This is a genomic window from Methylococcus capsulatus str. Texas = ATCC 19069, assembly GCF_000424685.1.
In the GTDB taxonomy this organism is placed as follows: Bacteria; Pseudomonadota; Gammaproteobacteria; order Methylococcales; family Methylococcaceae; genus Methylococcus; species Methylococcus capsulatus.
This window is the reverse complement of sequence record NZ_AUKJ01000023.1, coordinates 88,245-113,411: the sequence shown is the minus strand read 5'-3', so window position 1 is coordinate 113,411 and position 25,167 is coordinate 88,245. Positions and strand designations below refer to the sequence as shown.

General features: G+C 63.7%; 28 protein-coding genes. 21 read left to right on the top strand and 7 right to left on the bottom strand.

Features of this window, described 5'->3' with window-relative positions; translation table 11 throughout:
- The coding region (locus H156_RS0111470) for a methane monooxygenase/ammonia monooxygenase subunit C (protein ID WP_026597603.1) at positions 1–439 on the bottom strand (439 nt) is incomplete at its 3' end.
- A 363-nt stretch (positions 440–802) separates the two neighbouring features.
- On the opposite strand from H156_RS0111470, the gene H156_RS0111465 reads away from it, so the two are divergent.
- Positions 803–1,093, top strand: coding sequence for a c-type cytochrome (locus H156_RS0111465; protein WP_017364141.1), 291 nt, complete (start codon positions 803–805; stop codon positions 1,091–1,093).
- Positions 1,090–2,361, top strand: coding sequence for an NAD(P)/FAD-dependent oxidoreductase (locus H156_RS0111460; protein WP_017364142.1), 1,272 nt, complete (start codon positions 1,090–1,092; stop codon positions 2,359–2,361). Before H156_RS0111465 ends, H156_RS0111460 begins: the two co-directional genes overlap by 4 nt.
- On the opposite strand, the gene H156_RS0111455 is transcribed toward H156_RS0111460, so the two are convergent.
- Positions 2,355–3,485, bottom strand: a complete 1,131-nt coding sequence (locus H156_RS0111455) for a cation diffusion facilitator family transporter (RefSeq protein WP_017364143.1) — start codon at positions 3,483–3,485, stop codon at positions 2,355–2,357. The two genes, H156_RS0111460 and H156_RS0111455, sit on opposite strands and share 7 nt — an antisense overlap.
- Before the next feature lie 25 nt (positions 3,486–3,510).
- Positions 3,511–4,107 carry a DUF4202 domain-containing protein gene (locus H156_RS0111450; RefSeq protein WP_017364144.1) on the bottom strand — a complete coding sequence of 199 codons (597 nt, stop codon included), beginning with the start codon at positions 4,105–4,107 and terminating at the stop codon, positions 3,511–3,513.
- 125 nt (positions 4,108–4,232) lie between these two features.
- Between H156_RS0111450 and H156_RS0111445 the strand changes: the two genes are divergently transcribed.
- From H156_RS0111445 to tilS, 3 genes are read left to right on the top strand one after another with little or no spacing between them, the layout of a single operon-like run.
- Positions 4,233–4,952 (top strand): dienelactone hydrolase family protein, encoded by a 720-nt coding sequence (locus H156_RS0111445; RefSeq protein ID WP_017364145.1) that lies wholly within the window; start codon positions 4,233–4,235, stop codon positions 4,950–4,952.
- 37 nt (positions 4,953–4,989) lie between these two features.
- Positions 4,990–5,955, top strand: a complete 966-nt coding sequence (gene accA, locus H156_RS0111440) for an acetyl-CoA carboxylase carboxyl transferase subunit alpha (RefSeq protein ID WP_017364146.1) — start codon at positions 4,990–4,992, stop codon at positions 5,953–5,955.
- A 30-nt stretch (positions 5,956–5,985) separates the two neighbouring features.
- Positions 5,986–7,353: a tRNA lysidine(34) synthetase TilS gene (gene tilS / locus H156_RS0111435; protein ID WP_050998140.1), complete on the top strand. Its 1,368-nt coding sequence runs from the start codon at positions 5,986–5,988 to the stop codon at positions 7,351–7,353.
- On the opposite strand, the gene H156_RS0111430 is transcribed toward tilS, so the two are convergent.
- Complete coding sequence (locus H156_RS0111430) at positions 7,310–9,772, bottom strand: fatty acid cis/trans isomerase (RefSeq protein ID WP_017364148.1); 2,463 nt, start codon at positions 9,770–9,772, stop codon at positions 7,310–7,312. The genes tilS and H156_RS0111430 overlap by 44 nt on opposite strands.
- A 781-nt stretch (positions 9,773–10,553) precedes the next feature.
- On the opposite strand from H156_RS0111430, the gene H156_RS0111420 reads away from it, so the two are divergent.
- Genes H156_RS0111420 through H156_RS0111405 form a run of 4 tightly spaced genes read left to right on the top strand, consistent with a single transcriptional unit; the run spans position 10,554 to position 14,085 of the window.
- Positions 10,554–11,210, top strand: a complete 657-nt coding sequence (locus tag H156_RS0111420; RefSeq protein ID WP_010961060.1) for a CerR family C-terminal domain-containing protein — start codon at positions 10,554–10,556, stop codon at positions 11,208–11,210.
- Positions 11,207–12,367 (top strand): ABC transporter permease, encoded by a 1,161-nt coding sequence (locus tag H156_RS0111415; protein WP_017365506.1) that lies wholly within the window; start codon positions 11,207–11,209, stop codon positions 12,365–12,367. The genes H156_RS0111420 and H156_RS0111415 overlap by 4 nt, the downstream gene beginning before the upstream one ends.
- Positions 12,368–12,374: 7 nt before the next feature.
- The gene (locus H156_RS0111410; protein WP_026045969.1) at positions 12,375–13,082 is read left to right on the top strand and encodes an ABC transporter ATP-binding protein; all 708 of its coding nucleotides are present in this window, start codon (positions 12,375–12,377) and stop codon (positions 13,080–13,082) included.
- 22 nt (positions 13,083–13,104) lie between these two features.
- On the top strand, positions 13,105–14,085 hold the full coding sequence (locus H156_RS0111405) for an efflux RND transporter periplasmic adaptor subunit (protein ID WP_017365504.1): 981 nt from the start codon (positions 13,105–13,107) through the stop codon (positions 14,083–14,085).
- Between the two features lie 386 nt (positions 14,086–14,471).
- Here H156_RS0111405 and H156_RS17055 read toward each other — a convergent pair whose 3' ends face one another.
- Positions 14,472–14,642 (bottom strand): hypothetical protein, encoded by a 171-nt coding sequence (locus tag H156_RS17055; RefSeq protein WP_154656715.1) that lies wholly within the window; start codon positions 14,640–14,642, stop codon positions 14,472–14,474.
- 252 nt (positions 14,643–14,894) lie between these two features.
- Between H156_RS17055 and H156_RS0111395 the strand changes: the two genes are divergently transcribed.
- Positions 14,895–16,085: an alpha/beta hydrolase family protein gene (locus H156_RS0111395; protein WP_017365502.1), complete on the top strand. Its 1,191-nt coding sequence runs from the start codon at positions 14,895–14,897 to the stop codon at positions 16,083–16,085.
- 6 nt (positions 16,086–16,091) lie between these two features.
- On the opposite strand, the gene H156_RS17665 is transcribed toward H156_RS0111395, so the two are convergent.
- On the bottom strand, positions 16,092–16,217 hold the full coding sequence (locus H156_RS17665) for a hypothetical protein (RefSeq protein WP_017365501.1): 126 nt from the start codon (positions 16,215–16,217) through the stop codon (positions 16,092–16,094).
- Positions 16,218–16,367: 150 nt separating this feature from the next.
- Here H156_RS17665 and trhP point away from each other — a divergent pair, with 150 nt between their 5' ends.
- The 11 genes from trhP (at position 16,368) to H156_RS0111335 (ending at position 24,640) form a co-directional block, all read left to right on the top strand.
- Complete coding sequence (gene trhP / locus H156_RS0111385) at positions 16,368–17,708, top strand: prephenate-dependent tRNA uridine(34) hydroxylase TrhP (RefSeq protein WP_026045968.1); 1,341 nt, start codon at positions 16,368–16,370, stop codon at positions 17,706–17,708.
- A gap of 23 nt (positions 17,709–17,731) precedes the next feature.
- The gene (rraA, locus tag H156_RS0111380; RefSeq protein ID WP_017365500.1) at positions 17,732–18,217 is read left to right on the top strand and encodes a ribonuclease E activity regulator RraA; all 486 of its coding nucleotides are present in this window, start codon (positions 17,732–17,734) and stop codon (positions 18,215–18,217) included.
- Positions 18,217–18,801 carry a cob(I)yrinic acid a,c-diamide adenosyltransferase gene (locus H156_RS0111375; protein WP_010961067.1) on the top strand — a complete coding sequence of 195 codons (585 nt, stop codon included), beginning with the start codon at positions 18,217–18,219 and terminating at the stop codon, positions 18,799–18,801. Before rraA ends, H156_RS0111375 begins: the two co-directional genes overlap by 1 nt.
- A gap of 47 nt (positions 18,802–18,848) precedes the next feature.
- Positions 18,849–19,790, top strand: coding sequence for a 4-hydroxy-3-methylbut-2-enyl diphosphate reductase (gene ispH, locus H156_RS0111370; protein ID WP_010961068.1), 942 nt, complete (start codon positions 18,849–18,851; stop codon positions 19,788–19,790).
- A 37-nt stretch (positions 19,791–19,827) separates the two neighbouring features.
- Complete coding sequence (locus H156_RS0111365; RefSeq protein ID WP_017365499.1) at positions 19,828–20,190, top strand: rhodanese-like domain-containing protein; 363 nt, start codon at positions 19,828–19,830, stop codon at positions 20,188–20,190.
- A gap of 5 nt (positions 20,191–20,195) precedes the next feature.
- Positions 20,196–20,621, top strand: coding sequence for an RNA-binding S4 domain-containing protein (locus tag H156_RS0111360; RefSeq protein ID WP_017365498.1), 426 nt, complete (start codon positions 20,196–20,198; stop codon positions 20,619–20,621).
- Positions 20,622–20,629: 8 nt separating this feature from the next.
- Positions 20,630–22,033, top strand: a complete 1,404-nt coding sequence (gene xseA / locus H156_RS0111355; RefSeq protein WP_017365497.1) for an exodeoxyribonuclease VII large subunit — start codon at positions 20,630–20,632, stop codon at positions 22,031–22,033.
- A gap of 40 nt (positions 22,034–22,073) precedes the next feature.
- On the top strand, positions 22,074–22,613 hold the full coding sequence (locus H156_RS0111350) for an OmpA/MotB family protein (RefSeq protein ID WP_010961072.1): 540 nt from the start codon (positions 22,074–22,076) through the stop codon (positions 22,611–22,613).
- Between the two features lie 133 nt (positions 22,614–22,746).
- Positions 22,747–23,157: a ketosteroid isomerase-related protein gene (locus tag H156_RS0111345; RefSeq protein ID WP_010961073.1), complete on the top strand. Its 411-nt coding sequence runs from the start codon at positions 22,747–22,749 to the stop codon at positions 23,155–23,157.
- 5 nt (positions 23,158–23,162) lie between these two features.
- A complete protein-coding gene (locus H156_RS0111340; RefSeq protein ID WP_017365495.1) occupies positions 23,163–23,774 on the top strand; it encodes a GNAT family acetyltransferase in 612 nt (203 codons plus the stop codon).
- Positions 23,771–24,640, top strand: coding sequence for a carbon-nitrogen hydrolase family protein (locus tag H156_RS0111335; RefSeq protein ID WP_017365494.1), 870 nt, complete (start codon positions 23,771–23,773; stop codon positions 24,638–24,640). The genes H156_RS0111340 and H156_RS0111335 overlap by 4 nt, the downstream gene beginning before the upstream one ends.
- A gap of 6 nt (positions 24,641–24,646) precedes the next feature.
- On the opposite strand, the gene H156_RS0111330 is transcribed toward H156_RS0111335, so the two are convergent.
- Positions 24,647–25,060, bottom strand: a complete 414-nt coding sequence (locus H156_RS0111330; protein ID WP_017365493.1) for a hypothetical protein — start codon at positions 25,058–25,060, stop codon at positions 24,647–24,649.
- Positions 25,061–25,167 lie beyond the last annotated feature (107 nt).

Sequence of the window (25,167 nt, the reverse complement as noted above, 5' to 3'; positions counted from 1 at the left end):
CGATGATGTGCGACGGCGTGAAGTCGGTGTCGCGCACGATCGTCTGATGCCAGGTGCCGTCCTGCTCGGTGAAGTAGGATGCGCCCCAGTAGATGGCCCAGGCGTAGGCCACCAGCCAGGTCAGGTGGGTGAAGTTGCGGCGCAGCTCTTCACGCGGGGTCAGCGCGGCCAGGTTGCGGTCGCGGGTCTTCCAGAGATAGCCCCACAGGATCGAAGCCGTCACGATCTCCAGGACGATCTCGGTGTACAGGAAATTCATCCAGTAGGTCTCGAACTCCGGCGCGAACGAGTCCAGTCCGGCGGACCAGCCATAGACACCTTCGTACCACCGCACCCACAGGTAGAACACGGTGTAAATCGCCAGTGCGAACGTGAGCCACTTCTTGTCCAGCAGCGGCGCTTCCGCCGCAGCTGCACCACCAATGGTTGTTGCTGCCATTGTTTGTTCCTCCTAAAGTGATGGTTGACAGGGGCCGGCGTTCGGCGCCGACGCCCGCTTCTCTAATTCCCTATCGGTTCTGCCTCTAACGGGCATTTCATGGACCCCGCAACAGAGGCGGTACCGGTCCATCGGTGGAGGGAGTCTATCACCCTTCCCCAAACTGTCAAGAAAAATCTGCGACATTTTGACGCAGGGTAGTTTCTTATAAATCAATGACATAAATAACTCTCCCGATGACATCCCTTCCATGGAATCCCGGCTTGGTCAAAGCGACATGCTTGCATAAAATTCGTCGGTCCTATACTTCTACAAATCCCCGTGACTCAGCTACCGAACACCCATCGTGACGTTTTGTCGTTTGTGAGACGCGTCCAGATCGGTACGATCGCTGTCGCTCTCTGTTTCCAGGCCCGGGCCGAAAAACTGGACACGGTTTTGGCTGCGCTCGGTTGCCTCGGCTGCCATGCCGACGAGGAGGAGCAGATTCCCGAACCGGCATCGTTACGCCGCTTCGATGCGAAGGAGATGGCATCTCTGTTGCGGGAGTACCGTGAAGGAAAAAGATCGGGCACGGTCATGAACCGGATCGCTGCCGGACTCACGAACCAGGACATTGAAGCGATCGCCGGCTTTCTGGGAAAGAGGCCATGATCCGCCGGCGGCGGTTCCTGCGCCTGCTGGCAGTCTGCGGCATGGGCTGGGGACTGGGTGGCTGCGCTTCCGGCAAGGGTCTTCGCTCAGGCGGCCGGGTCGTGGTCGTCGGTGGCGGTTATGGCGGTGCCACGGCCGCCCGCTATCTGAAGCAGATGAATCCCGGTCTGACGATCACATTGATCGAACCGCAGGAGACCTATCTTTCCTGCCCCGGATCGAACGAAGCAGTCGCCGGCCTCGGGGACATGGGGACTCTCGCGCGGTCTTATGACTGGTTGCGGCGGGAGCTGGATATAGGAAAGGTAACCGCCCGGGTCGCCCGCCTGGATCGGCAGCGACGGCGTGTGATACTGAACGATGGTGCCGAGGTCACCTACGATAGGCTAGTCCTCTCCCCCGGCATCGACTTTCGCTGGGAGGCGATAATGGGCTATGACGAGGCGGCGAGCCGGTTCGTTCCCCATGCCTGGAAGGCCGGCCCCCAGACCGCTTTGCTCGCCCGGCAGATCCGCGCGATGCCCGACGGCGGCCTGGTTCTGATCACCGCACCACCTTCTCCCTATCGTTGTCCGCCTGGCCCCTACGAACGCGCCTCGCTCATCGCCTATTACCTGAAAAAGCACAAACCCCGCTCCAAGATCCTGATACTCGATGCCAAGACCCGGTTTTCCAAGCAGCCGGCGTTCGAGCAGGCTTGGCGCGAACTCTACGGCGACATGGTGGAATGGGTTTCCTCGGAAAAAGAGGGACGGCTGGAGCGGATCGATGCCGCCGGGCGAACCGTCGAAACCGAGTTCGACACTTTCCGTGCCGACGTGCTCAACGTCATCCCGCCACAGAAGGCCGGAGTCTTGGCGGAACAGTCGGGGTTGACGGACGCATCCGGCTGGTGCCCAGTCGACCCGCTGAGCTTCGCCTCGGTGTACGATCCGGCAGTCTACGTCATCGGCGATGCCTGCCAGGCGGACCCCATGCCCAAATCCGCCTTTTCGGCCAACTCCCAGGCCAAGGTCTGCGCGGCTGCCATCGTCGCCTCGCTGGCCGGCGAGCCACCGCCGGACCCCTTGTTGATCAATCACTGCTACAGTTTCGTCGCGCCTGACCAGGCCATCTCCATCACCGGTGTGTACGGCTACTCGCGAGACGACGGGCAGCTGATCGTCCGGTCGACCGGTGAAACGCCGCCGCACGGAGACCGCAGACGAGAAGCAGGCTACGCCCGAGCCTGGCAGCGCAGTTTCAAGAAGGACGTTTTCGGCTACTGACGCCCAGCCTTTCGCTGCCGGGCGCCTCGCCGTTGCACCGCCAGAATCAGGACGAAACCGAACAGCGCGGCAGCCAATGCAAGGTCGAGCCAGACTCCGGACACCACCATGCTGGCAACGCCCCCCCCCAGGAGCAGGGCCGCTCCCGCCACCGAGGCGATCTTGAGCCGCAAAGGGCGGGCAGTCTGCAGGGGATGAGGATTCGTGACTTCCGGAGCGGTCTCGGGAAACGGCTCGTGATGACCGAACGACGCCGGATCTTCGATCGGTTCGATGTGGGTCACGACGGTCAGATTCGCCAGCGCACCCCCCAGTTCGGCCTCGATCTCCTCTGCCAGATCGTGCGCCGCCTGTACCGTCCAGGCTCCAGGCACCAGGAGATGTACGCTCATAAAGCGATGCGCTCCAGACTGGCGGGTTCTCAAATCGTGGAAACCGACCCCACGCTCGCGGAACGTTTCGAGAATGCTCCGTATCTTCAGGTTCTCCTCCAGCGGGAGCGACGCATCGAGCAACCCGGCGATGGTGCGGCGGATGAGGCCGGCGCCCGTCCATACGATGTTCAAACCCACCAGCGCCGCGACGCCCGGGTCGAAATCGTGCCAGCCGGTGAGACCGGCAGCGGCCACGCCACAAACCACTCCGATCGAAGTCCACACGTCGGTCAGCAGATGCTTCCCATCCGCCTCCAGGACGATCGAGCCGGCTTTCCGTCCCACCGAAACCAACAACCAGCCGACCAGACCGTTGACCACCGCCGCCGCGACTGACAACCCCAGGCCCAGATCAAGCTCGGCCAATTCGTGGGGATGCAGATACCGGTCCCAGGCCGCAAACAGAATCGCTCCGGCAGCCACGAGGATCAGGACGCCTTCGAAGCCGCTGGCGAAATACTCCGCCTTGCCGTGCCCGAAGTGATGTCGCGCGTCCGCCGGCTGCGCCGATAACCTCAACATCGCCAGCGCCACGACCGCGGCCGAGAGATTGACTATCGACTCCAGGGCATCCGACAGCAGCCCCACCGAGCCCGTGACCCGATAAGCCGCCGCCTTGACCGCCATGGTGAAGATCGCCACGAAGATCGACAGCCACGCATAACGGGTAAGCGAATACGGCCGAGTCATCGTGCCATCCGCGACCGGTCGGAACTCACGACATGCCGGCATCCAGCGCCTTCGCCACGACGGCGCCAAACGGCCCGGGAAGAGTGAGTTCCACAGCTCGGAGCCGAGCCACGTCCGACATTTTCCGCCAGGTCTTGCGGACGATGTCGATGAGCTTGGATTCATCCTGACCGGCGGCGAAGGGGGCGAAATAGTACTCGAGGAAAACCAGGCAAGCCGTGTCTTCAAGGGTTTGCGATTCCGGGTCGGAGCGCAGGTCCCGCTTGCTCAGCAGGCGTTTCACCCGCCGGATCGAATCTTCGTCATAACCGGCCCCGGCCATGATCAGCCCGAGCTGGTCGCCATGAAATCCGTACAGGCGGGTTCGCCACCGCAGATAACCCTCGCGGGTGGCAGGATAATCGCTGCGCGGAATTTCCCACCGTCTTATGTGCTGCCCCCGCGCGGCCAGGCGCAGAAGTTCGGATGCGGTGGGACAAAGCCGCTCCAGGCATTCGCTCATGCGCAGGCCGTAGAGCAGTTCCTTGGGGTAGGAGGTTCCTTGCCAATCCTCACGATTCGGATCTTGCGCATTGGCGGCGTCGATCGCCTGCACCACCCGCTTGAAAGGGTCGGAACTCATCGGATGTAACTCCACGGACCACAATGATCCGCGCATTGTATCACCCGCCGCCAAACCGGCTTGCGGGACGCAGGAAAGCCGGGGAAAATCACGCCCCCTGGCTGACCTGAACGAGACACGCACCCATGGCCGTGCAGATGCGCGAAATCGATTATCACCATGCCGATACGTTGCTATCGGCCTATTTCGTCTGCGACGACGAGTTTCCTCTGCCCCGTCCCGGCATCCTCGTCTCTCACGCCTGGGGCGGTCGCGACGCTTTCGTGTGCGACAAGGCCAGACGGCTGGCGGAATTGGGCTACGCCGCATTCGCCCTGGACATGTACGGCAAAGGGATAGTGGGCAGCGGGCCGGAGCAGAACGCCCAGCTCATGGCGCCGTTCATGGCGGACCGCGGCCTGCTGCAGTCCAGGATGAACGCGGCCCTGGACACCGTGCGCTCGCTTCCCGAAGTCGATCCTGGACGCATTGCGGCGATGGGATTCTGCTTCGGCGGCTTGTGCGTTTTGGATCTCGCCAGGACCGGCGCCGACCTGCGGGGTGTGGTCAGCTTCCACGGTCTGTTCATTCCGCCGGGCAATACGGCGGGTCGGAAAATCCGCGCCAAGGTGCTGGTGCTGCACGGTTACGAGGATCCAATGGCGCCGCCGGAACAGGCCCTCGCCTTGGGCCGCGAGCTGACCGAGGCCGGGGCCGACTGGCAAATTCACATGTACGGCCACACCCTCCACGCTTTCTCCAACCCCTTGGCCAACGACCGGAGCTTCGGCACCGTTTACGACCCCACGGCCGACCGGCGCTCCTGGCAGGCGATGCAGAATTTCCTGGCCGAAGTGTTAAACTAGGCGGCCACATCATCCCAGACCCGTTGACAACACTCGAATGGATCTGAAATTCCTGGATTTCGAACAGCCGATCGCCGAGCTGGAAGCCAAGATCGAAGAGCTCAGACACGTCGGATTCGACAACGAAATCAACATCTCCGAGGAAATCTCCAGGCTCGAAGAAAAAAGCCGCAAGCTCACCGAATCGGTTTTTTCCTCTCTCAGCGCCTGGCAGATTTCCCAGATCTCGCGGCATCCGCAAAGGCCGCATAGCCGTGACTACATCGATCTGATCTTCCAGGAATTCCACGAACTGCACGGCGACCGCGCCTTCGCCGATGACCCGGCCATCATCGGCGGACTGGCCCGGCTGGATGGCACCGCCGTCCTGGTCATCGGACACCAGAAAGGACGCGATACCAAGGAAAAGATCCACCGGAATTTCGGCATGCCGCGGCCGGAAGGATATCGCAAGGCGCTGCGGCTGATGCGGCTCGCCGAGCGCTTCCGGCTGCCCATCGTCTGCCTCATCGACACCCCTGGGGCCTATCCGGGCATCAACGCGGAAGAACGCGGCCAAAGCGAGGCCATCGCCCGTAACCTGTTCGAAATGGCGCAGCTGCAGACCCCGATCGTCTGTGTGGTGATCGGCGAAGGCGGCTCAGGGGGAGCTTTGGCCATCGGCGTCGGCGACCGTCTGCTGATGCTCCAATACAGCACCTATTCCGTCATCTCGCCCGAAGGCTGTGCCTCCATCCTCTGGAAGAGTGCGGACAAGGCCGAGCTGGCCGCGGAAGCCATGGGTATCACTTCCGAGCGCCTGATGGAACTGGGGCTGATCGATTCGATCGTGCCCGAACCCCTGGGAGGCGCCCATCGGGACCGCGAGCGGATGGCCGACAACCTCAAGACCGAACTCAAGCGCAATCTCGAGGAACTCGCCGCCTTGCCGATGGAAGAACTCCTGGCCATGCGCTACGAGCGCCTCATGGGCTACGGCGTTTACGAAGAACCGGCCACCTGAGGGAGAACCCGCCGGGACGGGGCGAATCTGGTGAGATTGAGCCTCGACAGTTTCCGCGCCGGTCTCCACCCCGGCAGCACCTATCGGGTGGCTTTCAGCGGCGGGCTGGATTCCGCCGTTTTGCTCGATCTGATGTGCGAGGTCCGCCGCGTCTCCGGCATTGGAGTGCGGGCCATCCACGTTCATCATGGAATCCAGCCCGAAGCCGATGCCTGGTCCCGCCACTGCGCGGCGGTCGCCGACCGATACGGTGTCGCTTTGGACATCCTGCAGGTCGACGGTCGCTCCCGGCCCGGCGACAGTCCCGAAGCAGCGGCGCGCACCGCCCGTTACCATTCCCTCGAAGCCTTGCTGGATCCGGGGGACATCCTGGTGACGGCACAGCATCTCGACGACCAGGCCGAAACGCTGCTGCTGCAGCTGCTGCGCGGCGCAGGGCTGGCCGGGCTCGCCGCCATGCCGAACGCCGTCGCTTTCGGCGCCGGCATCCTGCATCGTCCCCTGCTCCGCTTCGGCCGCCGGGACATTTTGGCTTACGCCCAGGAAAGAGGCCTCAGCTGGATCGAAGACCCCAGCAACCGCGACGAACGCTACGACCGTAATTTCATCCGCCGCCGGATTCTGCCGCAGCTCGCCGGGCGCTGGCCGGCCGTAGCGGCCAACCTCACCCGCAGTGCCGGCCACTGTGCCGAAGCCGCCGGACTCCTGGACAGACTCGCGGACACCCTGATGGCGGCCGCGACGGCCGCGGACGAACCCGGCACCCTTGTTCTCGAGATCGTGCAGAGGCTGCAGCCGGACGAACAACGGCTGCTACTGCGCCGCTGGATACATAAGCGGGGTCTGCGAGCTCCCCCCGCGAAACTGCTGGAGCGGATACGGAAGGAGGTCGTCGAAACGGCCGGAGACCGTACGCCGATGATTGCCTGGGCCGAAGGCACGGTCAGGCGCTACCGCCATCGTCTCCATTTGCTTCCTCCGTCGGCGGATTTCGATGCCTCCTGGACGGCCGCCTGGAGCGGAGAAACACCGCTCACGCTGGCCGGCAATGGCTGCCTCCATGCCGCGCTGTGCCCCGGCCCCGGCATCGATCCGGACAAATGGCGGAGCGGGCGCATCACCGTGCGTTACCGACGGGCGGGCGACAGGCTCGAACCGGCAGGCCGCCGGGGACACCACGAACTCAAGAAACTGTTCCAGGAGGCCGGACTGCCGCCGTGGCTGCGAGACCGTCAGCCCATCGTCTGCATCGACGGCAGGATCGCCTCGGTCGGCGGAAGCCAGTGGCTGGCATCCGAGTTCGCCGGCGCTCCGGAACGGGTGAATATAGTCGTCCATTGGACCCCGGAACCGGTCATGGATTGTCGTAACGGCTCAGATCCAGCCAGCCCGCCGTGACGGGGCTGGCTTCGAGGTACCGGCGGTTGAACCAATCCGATATTCTCCAGAATGCCGGATTGCTTCGGCGGACACCGAAGCGCTCGACCAGCCTCCGCCCAAACGCCTTGGAACCGTCCACACTCAGGATGGCGTCCACGAATTCGCCGACCTCGGCTGCATCCAGATCGAAAAAGAAATTCGGATAACTTCCGACGATACCGCGAACCAGGGTCACTGTATCGTCCGCCGGCGTCCGCCTTATCTCTTCGAGAAACAGCATCGACACGTTTTCGAGCGCCGTATTCTTGACCAAGCTGTAGATCCAGCCGTCTTCCGCCCCACCGCTCCCGGTCCGGATGCGCAGGTACGACAGTTCGGGAAGAAAGGCGACTCCACCGCCCCTCGCGAATGCCAGGCGTCGCAGTTCGCGCTCGACGGACGCCTGCGCCGGCGGCAACGCTGGCTCGCCGCCCTCCCCGCATCCTTCCACTGCCACGCCGCAGCCGGTGAACGGATCGGGACGGCCCGCCGCCTTGCCGAAACCGGCCCGGACCCGATCGAAGAACTCCTGCTTGGGATTGCCGGTCCGATAATCGATGAGCGTCTCCCCACCCATCCCCCAGCGCGGACTCTGCCAAAGATCGTTGATTCTCGCACCAATGCCTTTGTACCAACGGGCGCGTTCGGCCTGCCGTATGCTCGACGGCAGGAACCGCAGAAAATTGTTTTCCGCCTCCATACGCATGAAGTCCATGTACAGACGGGTCGCCAACTGGTGGCCGACGTTGCCGAACACATCGAACCCGGCCACCAACAGATAATGAATCCGCTCCAGCAAGGGATAATCGACGACCCAGCCGGTCAGCGGCGTGTCGCCGACCAGCCCTCGCTCAACCGAAGCGCTGTCGAAATGCCGGAACACCGTCAGCAAGGCATCGCGATTGTCGCCGTCGCCATCCCACAGGTCAGCCAGCGTGGTGCCACCGCGCTCACCGTGTGCCCGAAGCCACGCCGCCTTGGCCGCCTGATAATCCTCTTCCAGTGCCCGGTAGGTGTACCAGATGTCCCCGATCCCGGGCGAGTTTTCCTTCTCGGCCGGCAGCCGCAGACGCTCCGCCTGATCGGCCAGAAATTGGGCGTCGTTGCTGACGGGATCGGCGTCCGGATGAGTGAAAGCCACCCAAAACCGATCCTGGATCACATTGAGTGCGGCCTGGCCGCGGCACACCGATCCCTTCATAAAACCGGAAAAAAAGAAATGGGCGTCGTCGAGCAGAAACCGGTAGCGCGACCTGGGAGGAATGGCAACGAACGTCTTGAAGGGGTTGGCGGCATCGGCGGCGGCATACCCCGGCAGCCGGTCGACCGCGTACTCGGGCTCCAGAAACAGCTCCCGGTAGCGCCGCATCCGGGCGTCGTCGAGTTCGTAGACCATGTGGGTCTTAGCGACGATGCTTTGCTGCACCGGTCGCAAGCGGTAATAGAATTCCCCCGGTCCCGGACTGTCGTAAGGTCGGGTCGTCGCGATTTCCCGGATCGGCTCCCCGGGCGGCGTGCGGGAGCGTACCAGTCGGAAGAACTCGCGGGGCGCCAGACCACGGAAATGCAGATGGCCGAGGAAGAGATGTTCGTAGACATAGCGGGCAAACAGCCGTTCCTTTGGACTGGAGCCGTTGAGGAACGCCTCCCATTGCGCCACGGCCGATGCGGCCTCGGCCGACACGGGCGCGGGAGGCGGCGCGAACCCGCCCTCGCGCAGCCACTTCACCACGATATCGTGCTCGCGCTCGCTCAGACCGGGGAAACCGTAAGGCATCCCCCACTCGGGGTGATCGTCCTCGAAATCGTCGAACTCTTCGACGGTGGGACAGTTCAGGGTGCGGTCCAGACGGAAGTCGAAAGTGTCCGGCAACGCGCCGGAAACGGGCAAGGGATGCGCTTTCTTCAGTTCGAGCATCCGGAACAGTAAGGAATCCCGCAGATTCGCCTCGGGCGAATCGCCCCGTTCGTTCAGTACCGGGAAGAACCCCTTGGAACGCCAGCCTTGAACATTTTCTGCATCGATGAACAAACGCGTTGGCGGAGCAGCCTGGAGACGGGTAGTGTCATAGACGGGAGTCTTGCTGGCGCCGCGCTCCAGGCCGTCGAAGGACTCCAGCTTCAGCTGGCAAGGCGCGTCATAACAGCCATGACAGACGACACAGCGCGAATCGAGGATAGGCTGGACATCGCGGCTGTAAGACACGCTGCCGGCGGCGAGGCGGGCCAGATAGTCCTCCTCGCTCAGGCGCCGCTCCCACGGCACCCGGGGACCATGACGTGCATCGTGACCGGTGCGGTAAGCCTCGATGCAGCCGGCGATCGCCAGCACAATCAGCGCCGCCGTCAGGCAACGGCGCCATCCCTGGAATTCGCCCCAGAGCGCCTTCGGTTTCATCAGTCACATCCGACTCGATAGTCAGGTCCGGTCCTGCAGATCTGCCATGCCGCCGACAGCGGCTCTGCCTATTGTAAGACGGTCTGCACCGCGGAATCTTGCAGATCAGGCGGATAGTCGTATTTTCGCTGGCTGTGCTTGCCCCCCACCCGGAGCCATGCGCGGATCAATGGCCGATGCAGCCGGGCGTGAACCGCTCCGGGTTTCGAGGAGGCTCCACGTCTCGAGAGGATGGCGCCGTGAAGAAAGCCATGAAAGTACTCCGCCGAAGTCCGCGAACTCGCCGTGCGTCTGGCGGGTGAGTGCCGCGCCAACCCCCATCGCAGTGGGCTGGCATTGAACCCCTGGCAGCCCGGATTGGCTGCTCGGCCGCCGTCAGTTTGCGGGGTGGCTCGCAATGCCGCAACGGGCACTGGTCGCTGCCGACGGCTCCACCGCTCTGCCGGCTCGGGCGGCCCGCAGAAATCGGCTTTCCACTCGGCCAACCGATGGACGAACACCCCGTGCTCCCGGCACCGGGCATCCAAGGCATCACCGCTCAAGCCATGGCTTTCCTGCAACGCCATCAGGCGCTCTTCCCGCCACGCCCGAACACCTTCGACAAGGCTTGCTCCTTGAGGAGCTCAGGATACGTCGCATCCCTCACGCTCTCAGTATCCCCCCATCCCATCTGCTCTGAAAACCGGAGGCGACAACCATTCTGACGCGGGAGGAATCGAATGTTTGACTTCGATCCATCGGTTTAGTATTTTTGATTGAAACAATTGTTTCAATCATCTGGATGAATCCACCGAACACCCATCCTTTCCCTGACCCCACTCGCAAGCGGCTGCTGCAAGCCGCGCTGGACGTGTTTGCCGAGAAGGGATTCCACGATGCCACGGTACGGGATATCTGCGCTCGGGCGGACGTGAATGCGGCGTCCGTCAACTACTATTTCCGCAGCAAGGAGGCTCTGTATTCGGAAGTGCTCGCGGCGGCGTTCCGCGAAACCCATGAACGCTATCCCGATACGCTGGCGTGCGATTCGAGCCTGCCGCCGGAAGTGCGGCTGCGCCAGTTCATCGCCAACTTCCTGGCGCGTCTGCTGGACGAGACCCATCTCGGACGCCATGGAAAGTTGATCGCCCGCGAGATCGCCGATCCCACCGCTGCGCTCGACCAGGTCATCGAATCCACGATGAAACCCCGCTGTGCGCTGCTGCAAGGCATCATCGCCGAACTGGTCGGCCCCGGTGTCAGTGAGGCGGACATGCATCGGCTGGGTTTGAGCATCGTTGGTCAGTGCCTCATGTATCGGCACTCGCGTTCGCTGATCGACCGGCTTTGCCCAGAGATCATCGCCACACCCGAAGAGATCGAGAAAACCGCGGAGCATATCGCCCGCTTCTCGATGGCTGCGCTCAGGCATCTCTCAGCCGGTGAGGCCGGACCGTGAACTACATCGCCTTGAAGATGCTCATGGGGGACCGCGGCAAGTACCTCGGCATCGTCATGGGGCTGACTTTCGCCTCGCTGATCATGACACAGCAGCCAGCCATCTTCGTCGGGTTGATGATGCGCTCGTACAGTTTCGTCACCGACGTCGGCCTCCCCGATATCTGGGTGATGGATCCCAAGGTGCAGTTCGTCGACGACATCAAGCCGCTGCAGGACACCAAACTGTTCCGGGTGCGGGGCGTCAGCGGGGTGGACTGGGCGATGCCCATGTACAAGGGGATGATCAAGGCCCGGCTGGCTGACGGGACCTTCCAGACCTGCAACGTGATCGGTCTGGACGACGCCACCCTCATCGGCGGACCGCCGGTCATGCTGGAAGGCCGGCTGGAGGATTTGCGGCGGGCCGATTCGGTCATCGTCGACATCGACGGCGCCCGCGATAAGCTCGCGCGACCGTCGAAGGATCCGGCCGGCAAGCCCGTACCGCTGAAAGTGGGCGACACGCTGGAGCTCAACGACCGGCGCGCGGTGGTGGTCGGCATTGCCAAGACCACGCGGACTTTCCAGTCCCAGCCGGTGGTCTATACGACCTACTCGCGGGCCACGCTGTATGCGCCCAGGGAGCGGAAGCTCCTGTCCTTCGTGCTGGTCAAGGCCAGGCCAGGACAGGAGGTCCACGCGCTGACCCGCCGCATCCGGGAAACCACCGGGCTGGCTGCCTATACCCAGGCCGAGTTCGAGGAACTTACCGTCAACTATTTTCTCAAGAACACCGGCATCCCGATCAACTTCGGCATGTCGGTCACCCTCGGATTCATCGTGGGCGCGGCCATTGCCGGCCAGACCTTCTACAACTTCACCCTGGAAAACATCCGCCAGTTCGGCGTGCTGAAAGCCATGGGGGCGGGCAACGGCACCCTGCTGGGCATGATCCTGCTGCAGGCGACGCTGGTGGGTATGGTCGGCTACGGGCTGGGGGTCGGGCTGACCTCGCTGTTCGGCTGGTCCATGCGCAATACCATTCTGGCTTTCAAGTTCCCCTGGCAGCTGCTGGTGTTCAGCGGACTGGGAGTGACACTGATCTGCGTGTTCTCGGCCCTCCTGAGCATCCGCAAGGTGATCAAACTCGAGCCTGCCATCGTGTTCAAGGGCTGAAGAAACCATGGGAACAGCGACTGTGGCGGTAGAATGCCGGGGAGTCCGGAAAACTTACGACGGCAGCGGGCAGCAGGTCGTCGCGCTGCGGGGCATCGATCTCGACATCCACGCCGGCGAGCTGATGATGCTGGTCGGCCCGTCCGGCTGCGGCAAGACCACCTTGATATCGGTGATCGCCGGCATCCTCGACCAGGACGAAGGGCTTTGCAGGGTATTCGGCCACGACCTGTTGCACATGAAGGACAAGGACAAGCTCAGGTTCCGTGCCGCCAACATCGGCTTCGTGTTCCAGACCTACAACCTCCTGCCCAGCCTGACGGCGGCGGAAAACGTGTCGATCCCGATGATCCTCAACGGCATCAGCCGTCAAAAGGCGCAGCGCCGGGCCGTGGAGGTGCTGGAGCGGGTCGGGCTGGCCGAGCGCACCGGATCTCTGCCGTCAGAGCTCTCCGGCGGCCAGCAGCAGCGTGTGGCGATCGCCCGGGCCCTGGTCCACGGGCCGAAGCTGATCGTCTGCGACGAGCCTACGAGCGCGCTGGACCATGAAACCGGACACCGGGTCATGGATTTGCTGAAACAGGTGGCACTGGACGAGGACCGGGCTCTGGTGATCGTCACCCACGACGCCCGGATCTTCGAGTTTGCCGACTGCATCGCGCAGATGGACGACGGGCAGGTGGTGAAAGTCGTCCGGTCGTCCGGCCAGTCGTGACCTCCCTCATCGCGGAGACGGAATGTTACCCAAAGCCACCTTGCCGATACTGGCCGTAGCGGGATTCCTGTTCGGAGTCTATTCGGTGGTCACAGGCAACCAGCCGCCGCCGGTCGCGCCGGCGGTGGTGGAGCCTGCCCGTCCACCGTTCGCGTCGTACATCGCGGGCGCCGGGATCGTCGAGGCGAGAAGCCGGAATATCGGGATCGGCACCCCTTTGCCGGGTTTGGTCAAGAGCGTCGAAGTCAAGGTCGGCGATCGGGTCGAGGCTGGCGCCGTCCTGTTCCGGCTGGACGATCGCGAGCCGCTGGCGGAGCTGGAGATACGGCGGGCCGATCTGCTCAAGGCCCAGGCCGGTGTGGCCGAAGCCGAAGCTTCGCTGACCGATGCGAATACGCTCTTGGCACTGGCGGATGCCGTGGCCGATGAACGGGCCATCAGCGCCGAGGACATCAAGCGGCGACGCAATGCCGTGTTGATCGCGAAGGCCCGGCTGGAAACGGCCCATGCCCAGGTCAGGCAGGCGGAGGCACAACTGGCTGCGGTCCAGACCACCCTCGACCGGATGGTGGTGCGGGCGCCGATCCGCGGAGAAGTCCTCCAGGTGAACGTCCGCCTCGGCGAATATGCCACCACCGGTTTTCTGAGCACGCCGTTGGTGATCATGGGCGACATGGACCGGCTCCACGTCCGGGTCGACATCGACGAAAACGACGCCTGGCGCTTTCGCAAGGACGGCAAGGCCTACGGTTATCTGCGCGGCAACAGCCAGCTCGGCACGGAGCTGAAACTGGCTTACGTCGAGCCTTACATCGTGCCGAAGCGCTCCCTGACCGGCGACAGCACAGAACGGGTGGATACCCGCGTGCTGCAGGTGCTCTACAGTTTCGATCCGGCCGCCTTGCCGGTATTCGTCGGTCAGCAGATGGACGTGTTCATCGAAGCGCCGGAATACACGGGCTCGACGCCGAATCCGCAACCCGGAGAGGGAGGCGGCGGGTGAGGAATCCCAGGCTGGGCGTCGGTTTCTCGCATATGTGAGAGCGAGCGTACCGGAGCGGTTCGATGACATCGGGTGATTCACCCTCCGTGGGACGCCGTGGTGACGGCCACGGTAACGCATCGGCTGAGACGATCGACGGGCTGCCCGAACCCAGCGGCTATATCCGCACGCCCAAACCGAGGCAACCGATCACCGGCGACTCACCCGTCAGGCTTCCGCGGTGGAGGTCCGACTCAACCCGGCGAGCCTCGGCGAAAACCGGGGCGGTTCAGTCGCCGCAGATCGGGAGTTTGGCACCGAGCGCACCCCCAGAGGTTCAGTTCCCACCCCATCGACGCCGTCCGCCGAACGTCCCGTCCTCGGATCGACCCCGAGTCGTGTCATCATCATCCGCCGGTACGCAGACCGGACGGCATGGCCGAGGCGCCGAACCACCGCGGATTGACCATGCCCCGGATCGCGGGGGATGCCGGCCGGTTGCGGGCCGGCCCGATCCTGGCGGTCTGCAGGACCCGGAGCATGCCCTGAGCGCCCGGGTCGTAGACGACGACAGCCACCGACTGCCCGGCGCTGCGGATGGCACGGGTTACGGTGGCCTTCGTTCGTTGATCTCACGGCTCGACGATCACGGTCGGCATGGGGCCGGCGATCTCACGAATCCGGCATTTCAACCCCTTGAAACCGGGCAAGAACACCAAAATGCCCGGACCGGGCAGATGCGAGAACTCTCCTTTTGGAAGCCGATGTAAGGAAATCGCCCTATGAACCAGCCGCAAGCCGATGGGTATGGAACTTTTTTATGTTGTCGGTTGGCGGTTTTTGCCGCCCTGCTGTCGGCTGCCGGATGCCAGCAGCCGGGCCCGCCGTTGCCGGAAGAGGCGCAAGCGAAGCTGGAGGAGTTGGACGCCCAGGGCGGCTACCGCCCGGAGCGGATCTACTCGACGAACGAGGTTCGCGAAACATGGAAGCACCTGCACGCTGAACTCGACATCAGTTTTCTCGCGCCATCCGGAAGCGGGCGTTTCCCGCTCGTCGTCTATCTGCCAGGCTTGGGCGAAGACGCCACTGCGGGGGCATTCTGGCGCCGCAGTTGGGCGGCGGCTGGCTACGCCGTGTTCACCGTGCAGCCGGCGGCTCTCGGCAAAGTATTCTGGGCCTCGGACAAGCTCGATGCCGGTGAACTGCGGGCGACAGGGCGGACCTACTTCTCCTCGGCCTCGCTGGAAAGCCGGCTGAGCCACTTGGCCTGGGCGTTGGGCGAACTGCGCCAGCGCGCCGCGACTCCGGGTAACCCTTATGCCGTCGCGGATCCGGCCAAAGCGGCGGTGGCGGGATTCGACCTCGGCGCCCAGGCCGCGTCCGCCTTGGCGGGAGAGGCGGTCAAGGCGGCGTTCCCGGCCAATGCCGAATTCAGATTCGCCGGCGCCGTCGTCCTCAGTCCGCACGTCACGCTGGCCGAAGGCAAACTGGACGAGCGTGCCGCGGGGATCGCGATGCCTCTCCTCGCCGTGACCGGTACCGACGACGATGACCCCTATGGCATGAGCGCCACCTCCCTGCGCTCGGCTTTGTGGCAGTCCATGCCAGCCGGCGGCAAATACCTGCTGGTGCTGCAGGGCGGTACCCACGACACTCTTGCCGGTGTGGAGCCTGGACAGAAATGGAAAGGGCCGCCGTCGCAGCCGGTACCGGGCGAAGGATCGGAAGGGGGAGGATGGCTGCCCTGGTCCGGCGACGACCTTACCTTGCAGGTCGGTCAGCGTTCCGGCACCGCCGGTGCCCGCAATGGCTCGGCCAGCGGTCCGTCCGGGGGGCCGATGCGGTCCGTCGAGCGGCCGCCGCGAAAGCGGGGGCCCGACGTCCGGCATTGGGCCGAGGTGGCCGGCGTCAGCACGGCGTTCCTCGATCTCGTCCTGAAAGGGCGCGAGCGGGCCAGGGAGTGGTTGGACCGTGATGCAGGCCGGTGGATGGGAGCTTCGGCGGAGCTCCGGCACAAGTGACGCGGCTCACCGGACCGCCGACGCGCGGAGCCGGGCGACGAACCGCGCCAGCGCCGCTGCCACGCCATCCCTCACCCCGTCGACCGCATGACCCTCCCGCTTCGGCCCGAGCTGGACGCTCTTGCCGATCATGGCATCGTCTTCAAGCAGCAGTAGGGCATGCGCGGATCGTAATCGTGGCCGTTTGCGCCGGTGACCAGGCCCAGGCATGGGCTGCGTCAAGCGGCGTCAGGTTCTGGTATAGTGCCGTCGAGCTATGCCCTCTTCATATCGCTGCTCCCGATGCCTTCTGTCGAACTGCTCTCCCCTGCCGGCACCCTGAAGAACCTGCGTTATGCCTTCGCATACGGCGCCGATGCCGTCTATGCCGGCCAGCCGCGCTACTCGCTGCGGGTCCGCAACAACGACTTCCTGGAGAAAAACCTGGCGCTGGGCATCGCCGAGGCCCATCGCCTCGGCAAGAAGTTTTATCTCGCGGCCAACGTGCTGCCCCACAACGCCAAGATCAAGACCTTCATCAAAGACATCGCGCCCGTGGTTGCGATGGGACCGGATGCGCTGATCATGGCCGATCCCGGCCTCATCCTGCTGGCGCGCGAGGCCTGGCCGGAAATGCCCATCCATCTGTCGGTGCAGGCCAACACGTTGAACTTTGCGGCGGTGAAGTTCTGGCAGTCGGCCGGCATCTCGCGGATCATCCTGTCGCGCGAGCTCTCGCTCGACGAGATCGCCGAAATCCGCCAGCAATGCCCGGACACGGAGCTCGAAGTCTTCGTCCACGGCGCGCTGTGCATCGCCTACTCCGGACGCTGCCTGCTCTCCGGCTATTTCAATCACCGTGATCCCAACCAGGGCACCTGCACCAATGCCTGCCGCTGGAAATACGACGTCGCCCCGGCGCACGAGAACGCCGAAGGAGACTATGTTCCGGGAGCGTTGCGGCTGAACCTCGCGGAGTTGAATGGCAGCCTGGCGGACTGCGGCGCCGCGGAGCGCCACCCGCTGGCCGACGAAGTGTATTTTCTGGAAGAGGAAAACCGCCCGGGCGAACTGATGCCGGTGATGGAGGACGAGCACGGCACCTACATCATGAACTCCAAGGACCTTCGAGCAGTCGAGCACGTGCAGCGGCTGGTGGAGATCGGGGTAGACAGCCTGAAGATCGAAGGCCGCACCAAGTCTCATTACTATGTGGCGCGCACCGCCCAGGTCTACCGCCGAGCCATCGACGACGCGCTCGCCGGGCGGCAATTCGACTGGAACCTGCTCGGCGTGCTGGAAAATCTGGCGCAGCGCGGCTACACGGACGGATTCTACCAGCGCCACCATACCCAGGATTACCAGAACTATGTGCGGGGCTGCTCCGAAAGCCACCGCCAGCAGTTCGTCGCCGAAGTCACCAGGTTCGATGGCGGGATGGCCGAAGTCACCGTCAAGAACAAGTTCGGCGTCGGCGACCGGCTGGAGCTGATCCGCCCCGAAGGCAACCTCGATTTCTTGCTCACCGGCATGGAGGACTCCCAGGGCAATGCCATGCAGGAAGCTCCCGGCGGCGGCTGGGAGGTCAGGATTCCCTTGCCCGCGCCCTGCGACGATACTGCCTTGCTGTCACGCTATCTCTGATGCCACCCACGGAGTTTCCAACCATGGAGTTCACCACCGCCGGCCTCTGCGACCAGTTCCACGGCACCCATCCGCTCCAGATCGTGGAGCCGCTGTTCCGCCCATTCGGGGCGGTGTCGCGGTTTCACGGATGGATCACGACCCTCAAGGTCTTCGAAGACAGCGTGCTGATCCGTGAAACCCTGGCACAGGAGGTCGATGGCCGTGTCCTGGTCATCGACGGCGGCGCTTCCCATCGCTGCGCGCTGCTGGGCGGAAATCTGGCGCGGCTGGCCGCCGACAACGGCTGGCAGGGCATCATCGTCTACGGCTGTGTGCGGGACTCCGTGGAACTCGGTACGGTCCCCATCGGCATCCGCGCGCTCCACACCCACCCTCTCGATAGCCACAAGCGGGGCGGCGGCGACCGGGACTGCCTGATCACCTTCGCCAGCGTGAACTTCCGCACCGACCATTATCTCTACGCGGACGAAGACGGCATCGTCGTCTCCGAGGAGAAGCTAATCTGATGGGAAACCGCCTGACCCGAATCTATACCCGAACCGGCGACGACGGCACCACCGGCCTCGGCGACGGCTGCCGCACCGGCAAGGACAGCCTGCGCATCGAGGCCTGTGGTACCGTCGACGAGCTCAACAGCGTGATCGGCCTGGTACTGACCCAGGCCACTTCGGAGGAGCTGCGCGCCTGCCTGGTCGAAGTGCAACAGACCCTTTTCGATCTGGGCGGCGAACTGAGCCTGCCCGGCCAGCCCTCGATTCAGCGCCGGCAGACCGAATGGCTGGAGGTCTGGCTGAACCATTTCAACGCACGACTGCCCCCGCTCGAGGACTTCGTGCTGCCCGGCGGCAGCCTAGCGGCGGCCCATTGCCACGTCGCCAGGACGGTCTGCCGGCGGGCGGAGCGGCGGCTGGTGGCGCTGGCGCGCGGAGAAGCCGTCAATCCGGAATCGCTGGCCTATCTGAACCGGCTGTCTGACTTCCTGTTCGTGGTCGCCCGGATGCTGGCCCGCATGGGCGGCCATCACGAACCAATCTGGCACCGCGACCGCGAACCGCCCCGGCCTCGCGTTGATTCCGCGGTAATGCCATGACACAATGCCCCACCTCTTAGGTAAGAAATTAGCCCGGTAACAGCCCCATGGAAATCATCCTCGCCAATCCCCGCGGATTCTGCGCCGGCGTCGACCGCGCCATCGAGATCGTCGACCGCGCCATCGAGGTGTTCGGCGCGCCGATCTATGTACGCCATGAAGTCGTCCACAACCGCTACGTGGTCGATGGGCTCCGGGAGCGTGGCGCGGTATTCGTCGAGGAGCTGTCGGAAGTACCCGAGAATTCGACGGTGATCTTCAGCGCCCACGGGGTCTCCAAACAGATCCAGGAAGAAGCCAGAGAGCGCGGCCTGCAGGTCTTCGACGCCACCTGCCCGCTGGTCACCAAGGTTCACATCGAAGTGCACCAACATGCCAGCGAAGGCCGCGAAATCGTCTTCATCGGCCACGCCGGACACCCGGAAGTGGAAGGCACGATGGGGCAGTACGACAACCCGGCCGGGGGTATCTATCTGGTGGAATCGCCGGAAGACGTCGAAATGCTTCAGGTAAAGAATCCGGACAACCTCGCCTACGTCACTCAGACCACGCTTTCCATCGACGACACCGGTGCCGTGGTGGAAGCGCTGAAAATGCGTTTCCCGAAGATACTGGGCCCGCGCAAGGACGACATCTGCTATGCGACTCAGAACCGCCAGGATGCCGTCAAGAAACTGGCGGCCCAGTGCGACACCATCCTGGTGGTCGGATCGCCCAACAGCTCCAACTCCAACCGCCTGCGCGAAATCGCCGACAAGCTCGGCCGTAAAGCCTTTCTGATCGACAACGCCGCCCAGTTGACCCGCGACATGGTGGCGGGTGCCCAGCGCATCGGCGTCACCGCCGGCGCTTCGGCCCCCGAGATCCTGGTGCAGCAGGTCATCGCCCAGCTCAAGGAATGGGGCGGTCGCACCGCCACGGAAACCCAGGGCATCGAGGAAAAGGTGGTGTTTTCCCTGCCCAAGGAACTGCGCCGGCTCAACGCCTGAGCCGGCAACTTCGACGTCCACCCAAGGAGAAGTGGCCATGGCCCTCACCCCCACGGATCTAGTAGCCGCCGCCAAGCAGCGGATTCGTGAAATCGGCCCCGGCGAGGTTCGGACAATGCTCGGCGATACCTTGATTCTCGACGTTCGCGAGCCCGAAGAGTACGCGGCCGGACACCTGCCCGGTGCCATCAACATCCCGCGTGGTGTGGTGGAGTTCCGCATCGAAACCCATCCCGTATTCCAGGGAAAAAAGGACGCAGCCATCGTGGTCTACTGCCAGAGCGGCCTCCGTTCGACTCTGGCCACCGATATCCTGCAGCAGCTTGGCTGGCGTGGCACGGTGAGCATGGCGGGCGGTTTCAAGGCCTGGGTCGAAGGCGGTCTGCCGGTTTCGAGCTGATCGGCATGGCGGATCCGGGTGCGCATCTCCCCCCTGCCGAGGCGACTGGAGCGAAGGTTCGGCTGGATAAATGGCTCTGGGCCGCTCGTTTCTTCAAAACCCGGCAGCTCGCCATCGAGGCCATCAACGGCGGCAAGGTCCATTTGAATGGCCAGCGCGCCAAACCCGGCAAGGAAATCGGTATCGGCGCCCGGCTGGAGATCACGCGTGAACGGGAGGTCTGGGAAGTCGTCGTCGAAGCCCTGAATACCCAGCGGCGGCCCGCCAGGGAAGCCGTCCTGCTCTATCGGGAAACCCCCGAGAGCCAGGCACGGCGCGAAGCCGACGCCGCCCGCAGACGGGATGAGAAGTCGTTCGCGAACGAACCCGCCCATCGCCCGTCCAAAAGGGACCGCCGCTTGATCCACCGCTTCAAACAATCCCTGGATTGAAAGCAGGCGTGAACCTGCGCTCATCGCCGGATGGCCGGCCCGAATTCGTCTATACAGTCTCGCGTCTCAACCGCGAAGCCCGTATCACCCTGTCCAGCCATTTCGGCACGCTCTGGGTGGAGGGCGAAGTGTCCAATCTGGCTGCACCGGCCTCGGGCCACCTCTACTTCACCCTGAAGGACGCCGAGGCCCAGGTCCGCTGCGCCATGTTCCGCAGTTCCGGGCGTCTGCTCGGCTTCAAACCTACCAATGGCGATCACGTTCTGGCCCGCGCCCAGGTAGGGTTGTACGAACCCCGCGGCGACTACCAGCTGATCGTAGACCTCCTGGAGGAGGCCGGCGACGGCGTCCTCCACCGCGCCTTCGAAGCGCTGAAGAAACGCCTGGACGCCGAAGGACTGTTCGATCCGGCCCGCAAGAAGCCCATCCCCCGCTTCCCCACCTGCATCGGTGTCGTCACCTCGCCCACGGGCGCCGCGATCCGCGACATCCTCACCGTGCTGGCGCGGCGCTACCCGGCGGCTTCGGTCATCATTTTTCCCGCCAAGGTCCAGGGCAGCGAGGCGCCGGCGGAACTCATCCGTGCGTTGCAGCAGGCCGCTGCCAGCGGCTGGTGCGATGTCCTGCTTTTGGCGCGCGGCGGCGGCTCCCTGGAAGACCTCTGGGCCTTCAATGACGAAAGCCTGGCACGGGCCATCGTGGCCTGCCAGACACCCGTGGTGACCGGGATCGGCCATGAGGTGGATTTCACCATCGCCGACTTCGCCGCCGACCTGCGCGCGCCTACGCCTTCCGCGGCCGCCGAAGCGGTCACACCCGACCGGATCGACCTCGGCGTTCGCCTGCAACGCCTCGAATCCCAACTCCGCCGGAGTTTCTTCGGGCGGCTGGAAAGGGTCCAGCAGCGGCTCGACTTCGTCGAGCGCCGGCTGCAGCAATGCCATCCCAAACAGCGGCTGGGGCGCCAGGCACAACGCCTGGCGGAACTGAAACACCGGCTCGCTCGCAACGCCGCCGCGCGCTTGAATCTCGAGCGCCAGAGGTTACAAGCTCTGGAGCTGCGGCTCGTCCGCCACGATCCCGCCCAGCGGGTGATACACCTTACCGGGAAGCTCGATTCGCTCGAATCCCGCCTGCGGCGTTCGGCATCGCTCCTCCTGGAACGCCGACGCGAACGGCTCCAGGCCCTGGGCCAGCGGCTGGACACGGTGAGCCCGCTCGCGACCCTGGCCCGGGGCTACTCGATCGCCCTGCGGGCGGCCGACGACGCCGTCGTCCACTCGTGGGAAGATATTCAGCCCGGAGAGCTTCTTTACACCCGCCTGGCGGAGGGTTCACTCATCAGCCGCGTGGAAAAGGCCGAACCTGGTGGTCCGCCGGTTTTTCCGGGACAATCGCCGCGAGGCCGCTGAGGCGCTCATCAACCAACCGCCGATCAAAAAGGAGCAAACCATGGTAAAAAAATTCGCGACGACCGTGCTCACCGCCGGGGTGCTGAGCGGATGCGTGATGCAAAGCACCTACGACCGCGATGTCGGCTACGAAAGACAGCTCAACGAACAGCTGCGCACGGAGGTGGAAGCCGACGAGGTCAAGATCCAGCAGTTGCGAGACCGTCTCCGCGTCACCATGGAAGATGAATTGCTCTTCCCCGAAGGCGGCTATCAAATCAGCAAGGAAGGCAAGGCATCGATCGACAAGATCATTCCCACCCTGCAAAGCGCCACCAATCACCGCATCGAAGTCGAAGGCCATACCGACAACGTGCCGATCGGCAAACATCTGGCCCACCGTTTCTCCAGCAACTGGGAGCTGTCCGCCGGTCGCGCCTGTGAAGTGGTCAAATATCTGCAGTCCAAGGGCATCGACCCAGCCCGCATGACCGCCGCCGGACACGGCGAATACCAGCCGGTGGCATCGAACGCCACCGCCGAAGGCAAGGCCCAGAATCGCCGCATCGACATCGATCTGGTGCCGCTCTATACGGAATAATCCGACGTGCCAGCCTCGGCCTGTCGACCGGTCTCGACAGGCCAGGGCTCCCCTCATAAAATTACGCGCTTTTGAATTCCGGGGACGTGACTCCCCTGGAAGTTCCTCACCCAGTAGCCGGAATATCAGCGCCATGCATCAGAACGCCAAAGCCCTCATCGAGAATTATTACGCCGCCTTCAACGCAGGCGACATGGAGACCTTCCTGGGCCTCCTCACCGACGATGTGATCCACGACATCAACCAGGGCCCCCGCGAGATCGGCAAGGAAGCATTCCGGGCCTTCATGGACCGGATGAACCGCAATTACAAGGAACAGCTCGTCGACATGACCATCATGACCAACGAGGATGGCACCCGCGCCGCCGCCGAATTCGTCGTCCTCGGCGAATACCGGGTGACCGACGAGGGCCTGCCGCCCGCCAAAGGCCAAAAGTATCGCCTGCCGGCCGGCGCGTTTTTCGACATCCGCGATGGCAAGGTCGCCCGCATCACCAACTATTACAACCTGCAGGACTGGATCGAGCAGGTCGAAAAGGCCTGACAGCCATGAGCGAGGCGATCATCGTCAAGGTCCTGACGGGGCCCGAAATCGAGAAATACATCCCCGACCTGGCCCGGCTGCGCATCGAGGTATTCCGCGATTTCCCCTATCTGTACGACGGCACCACGGAATACGAGGAACGCTATCTGCAGACTTACGTGGAATCGCCGGAGAGCGTGGTGGTGCTGGCTCTGGACGGCGAACGCGCCATCGGCGCCTCCACGGGCCTGCCGATGGAGGACGAAACGCCTGAATTCAAACGCCCCTTCCTCGAGCACGGCTACGATCCGGCCAGGATCTTCTACTGCGCCGAATCGGTGCTCCTGAAAGACTACCGTGGCCGGGGCATCTACAAGCGGTTCTTCGAAGGCCGCGAGGGCCATGCCCGCCGCCTGGGAAAGTTCGACTATTGCGCCTTCTGTTGCGTGCAAAGGCCGGACGATCACCCCTTGAGACCCGCCGACTATGTGCCGCTCTATGCCATCTGGAGCCGGTTCGGCTACGTCAAGCACCCCGAACTCGTCACCACCTATGCCTGGAAGGACGTCGATCAAGCCGAGGAGACGGAGAAGCCCATGGTGTTCTGGCTCAAGCCGCTGAAGGATTCCGCTCGATGAAGCCGTTGTTTCTCGCCGCCGCCCAGTACGACATCGGCTTCCTGGGGGAATGGGCGACCTACCAGGAGAAGGCCGAGCGCTGGGTAGCGGAGGCCGCCGGCAACGGCGCCCGGATGCTGGTATTCCCGGAATACTTCAGCATGGAGCTGGCTTCACTGTTCCCAGAAGCGGTGTACCGCAGCCTGTCGGCCCAGTTGGCGGAAATGCAGTCGGTCCTGCCCGACTTCATGATGCTCTATGCCGATCTGGCGGAGCAGCATGGCATCTACATCCTGGCCGGCACCTTCCCGGTACGGCAGCCGGACGGCAGCTACCGCAACCGCGCCTTCCTGTTCCGTCCGGATGGCAGGCCGGAATTTCAGGACAAACTGCTGATGACCCGGTTCGAGAACGAGCAGTGGCTGATCTCACCAGGCAAGGAGATCCGTACCTTCGACACCGAATTCGGCCGGATCGGCATCAACGTCTGCTATGACAGCGAATTCCCCTTGATCGCCCGCCGCCAGGTGGAGATGGGCGCAAACCTCATCCTGGTACCGAGCTGCACCGATACCCTGGCCGGCTATCACCGGGTACGGATCGGCTGCCAGGCACGGGCGCTCGAAAACCAGTGCTACGTCGTACAGTCGCCGACCGTGGGATCGGCTCCCTGGTCGGAGGCCGTGGACGTCAACGTCGGCGCGGCAGCGATCTACACGCCGGTGGATTACGGCCATCCCGACAACGGCCTCCTCGCGATCGGCGAGTTGAACCGACCGCAATGGGTCTACGGGGAAATCGACCTCGACTCCATCGCCCGGGTACGTGAAACCGGCCAGGTGTTCAATTACCGCGACTGGCCGGCCCAGTTCGAACTGACCGGTTAGGACACATCAAAGGATCATCGCGAGGCCGGCCAGCACCGCCACGCCGCCGCCCACGTACGCGGTTTTCTTGAACCAGCCCAGGCCGCGCCACCAGGTGCGGAGCGCATCGCGCCGATCTCGACACCAGGTCCTGCCTTCTTCGATTTTGAGGGCGACTTTCGGCGCCAGTTTCCGGATGGCCAAGATCAGCACGATGATGAACGTGATCATGCTGGTCCAGGCCGCCTTGTGCTGGGCTTCCAGATGATCGAGTTCGAACACCTTCGAATAGAAGGTGGTCAGGGCATGCTGGGAAAGTTCGAGCAGGAGGTCGGCGAATTCGATCAGCCCCTCGAGCATCAGTTCGCCGGCAAAAGCGGCCAAGATCAGGAAAATGGCGGGAAGTCCGTAACGGATCAGTTTTCTTTTGTCGATCGTCATGTGTATCGTTCTTGTCGAGTCCTGTCGTCAAAAACCTGATGCGGCCGTTGGAGCGGCCCGACTGAAAAACCCGCCGGAATATAGTGTTAATTCACGCGGGATTCAAT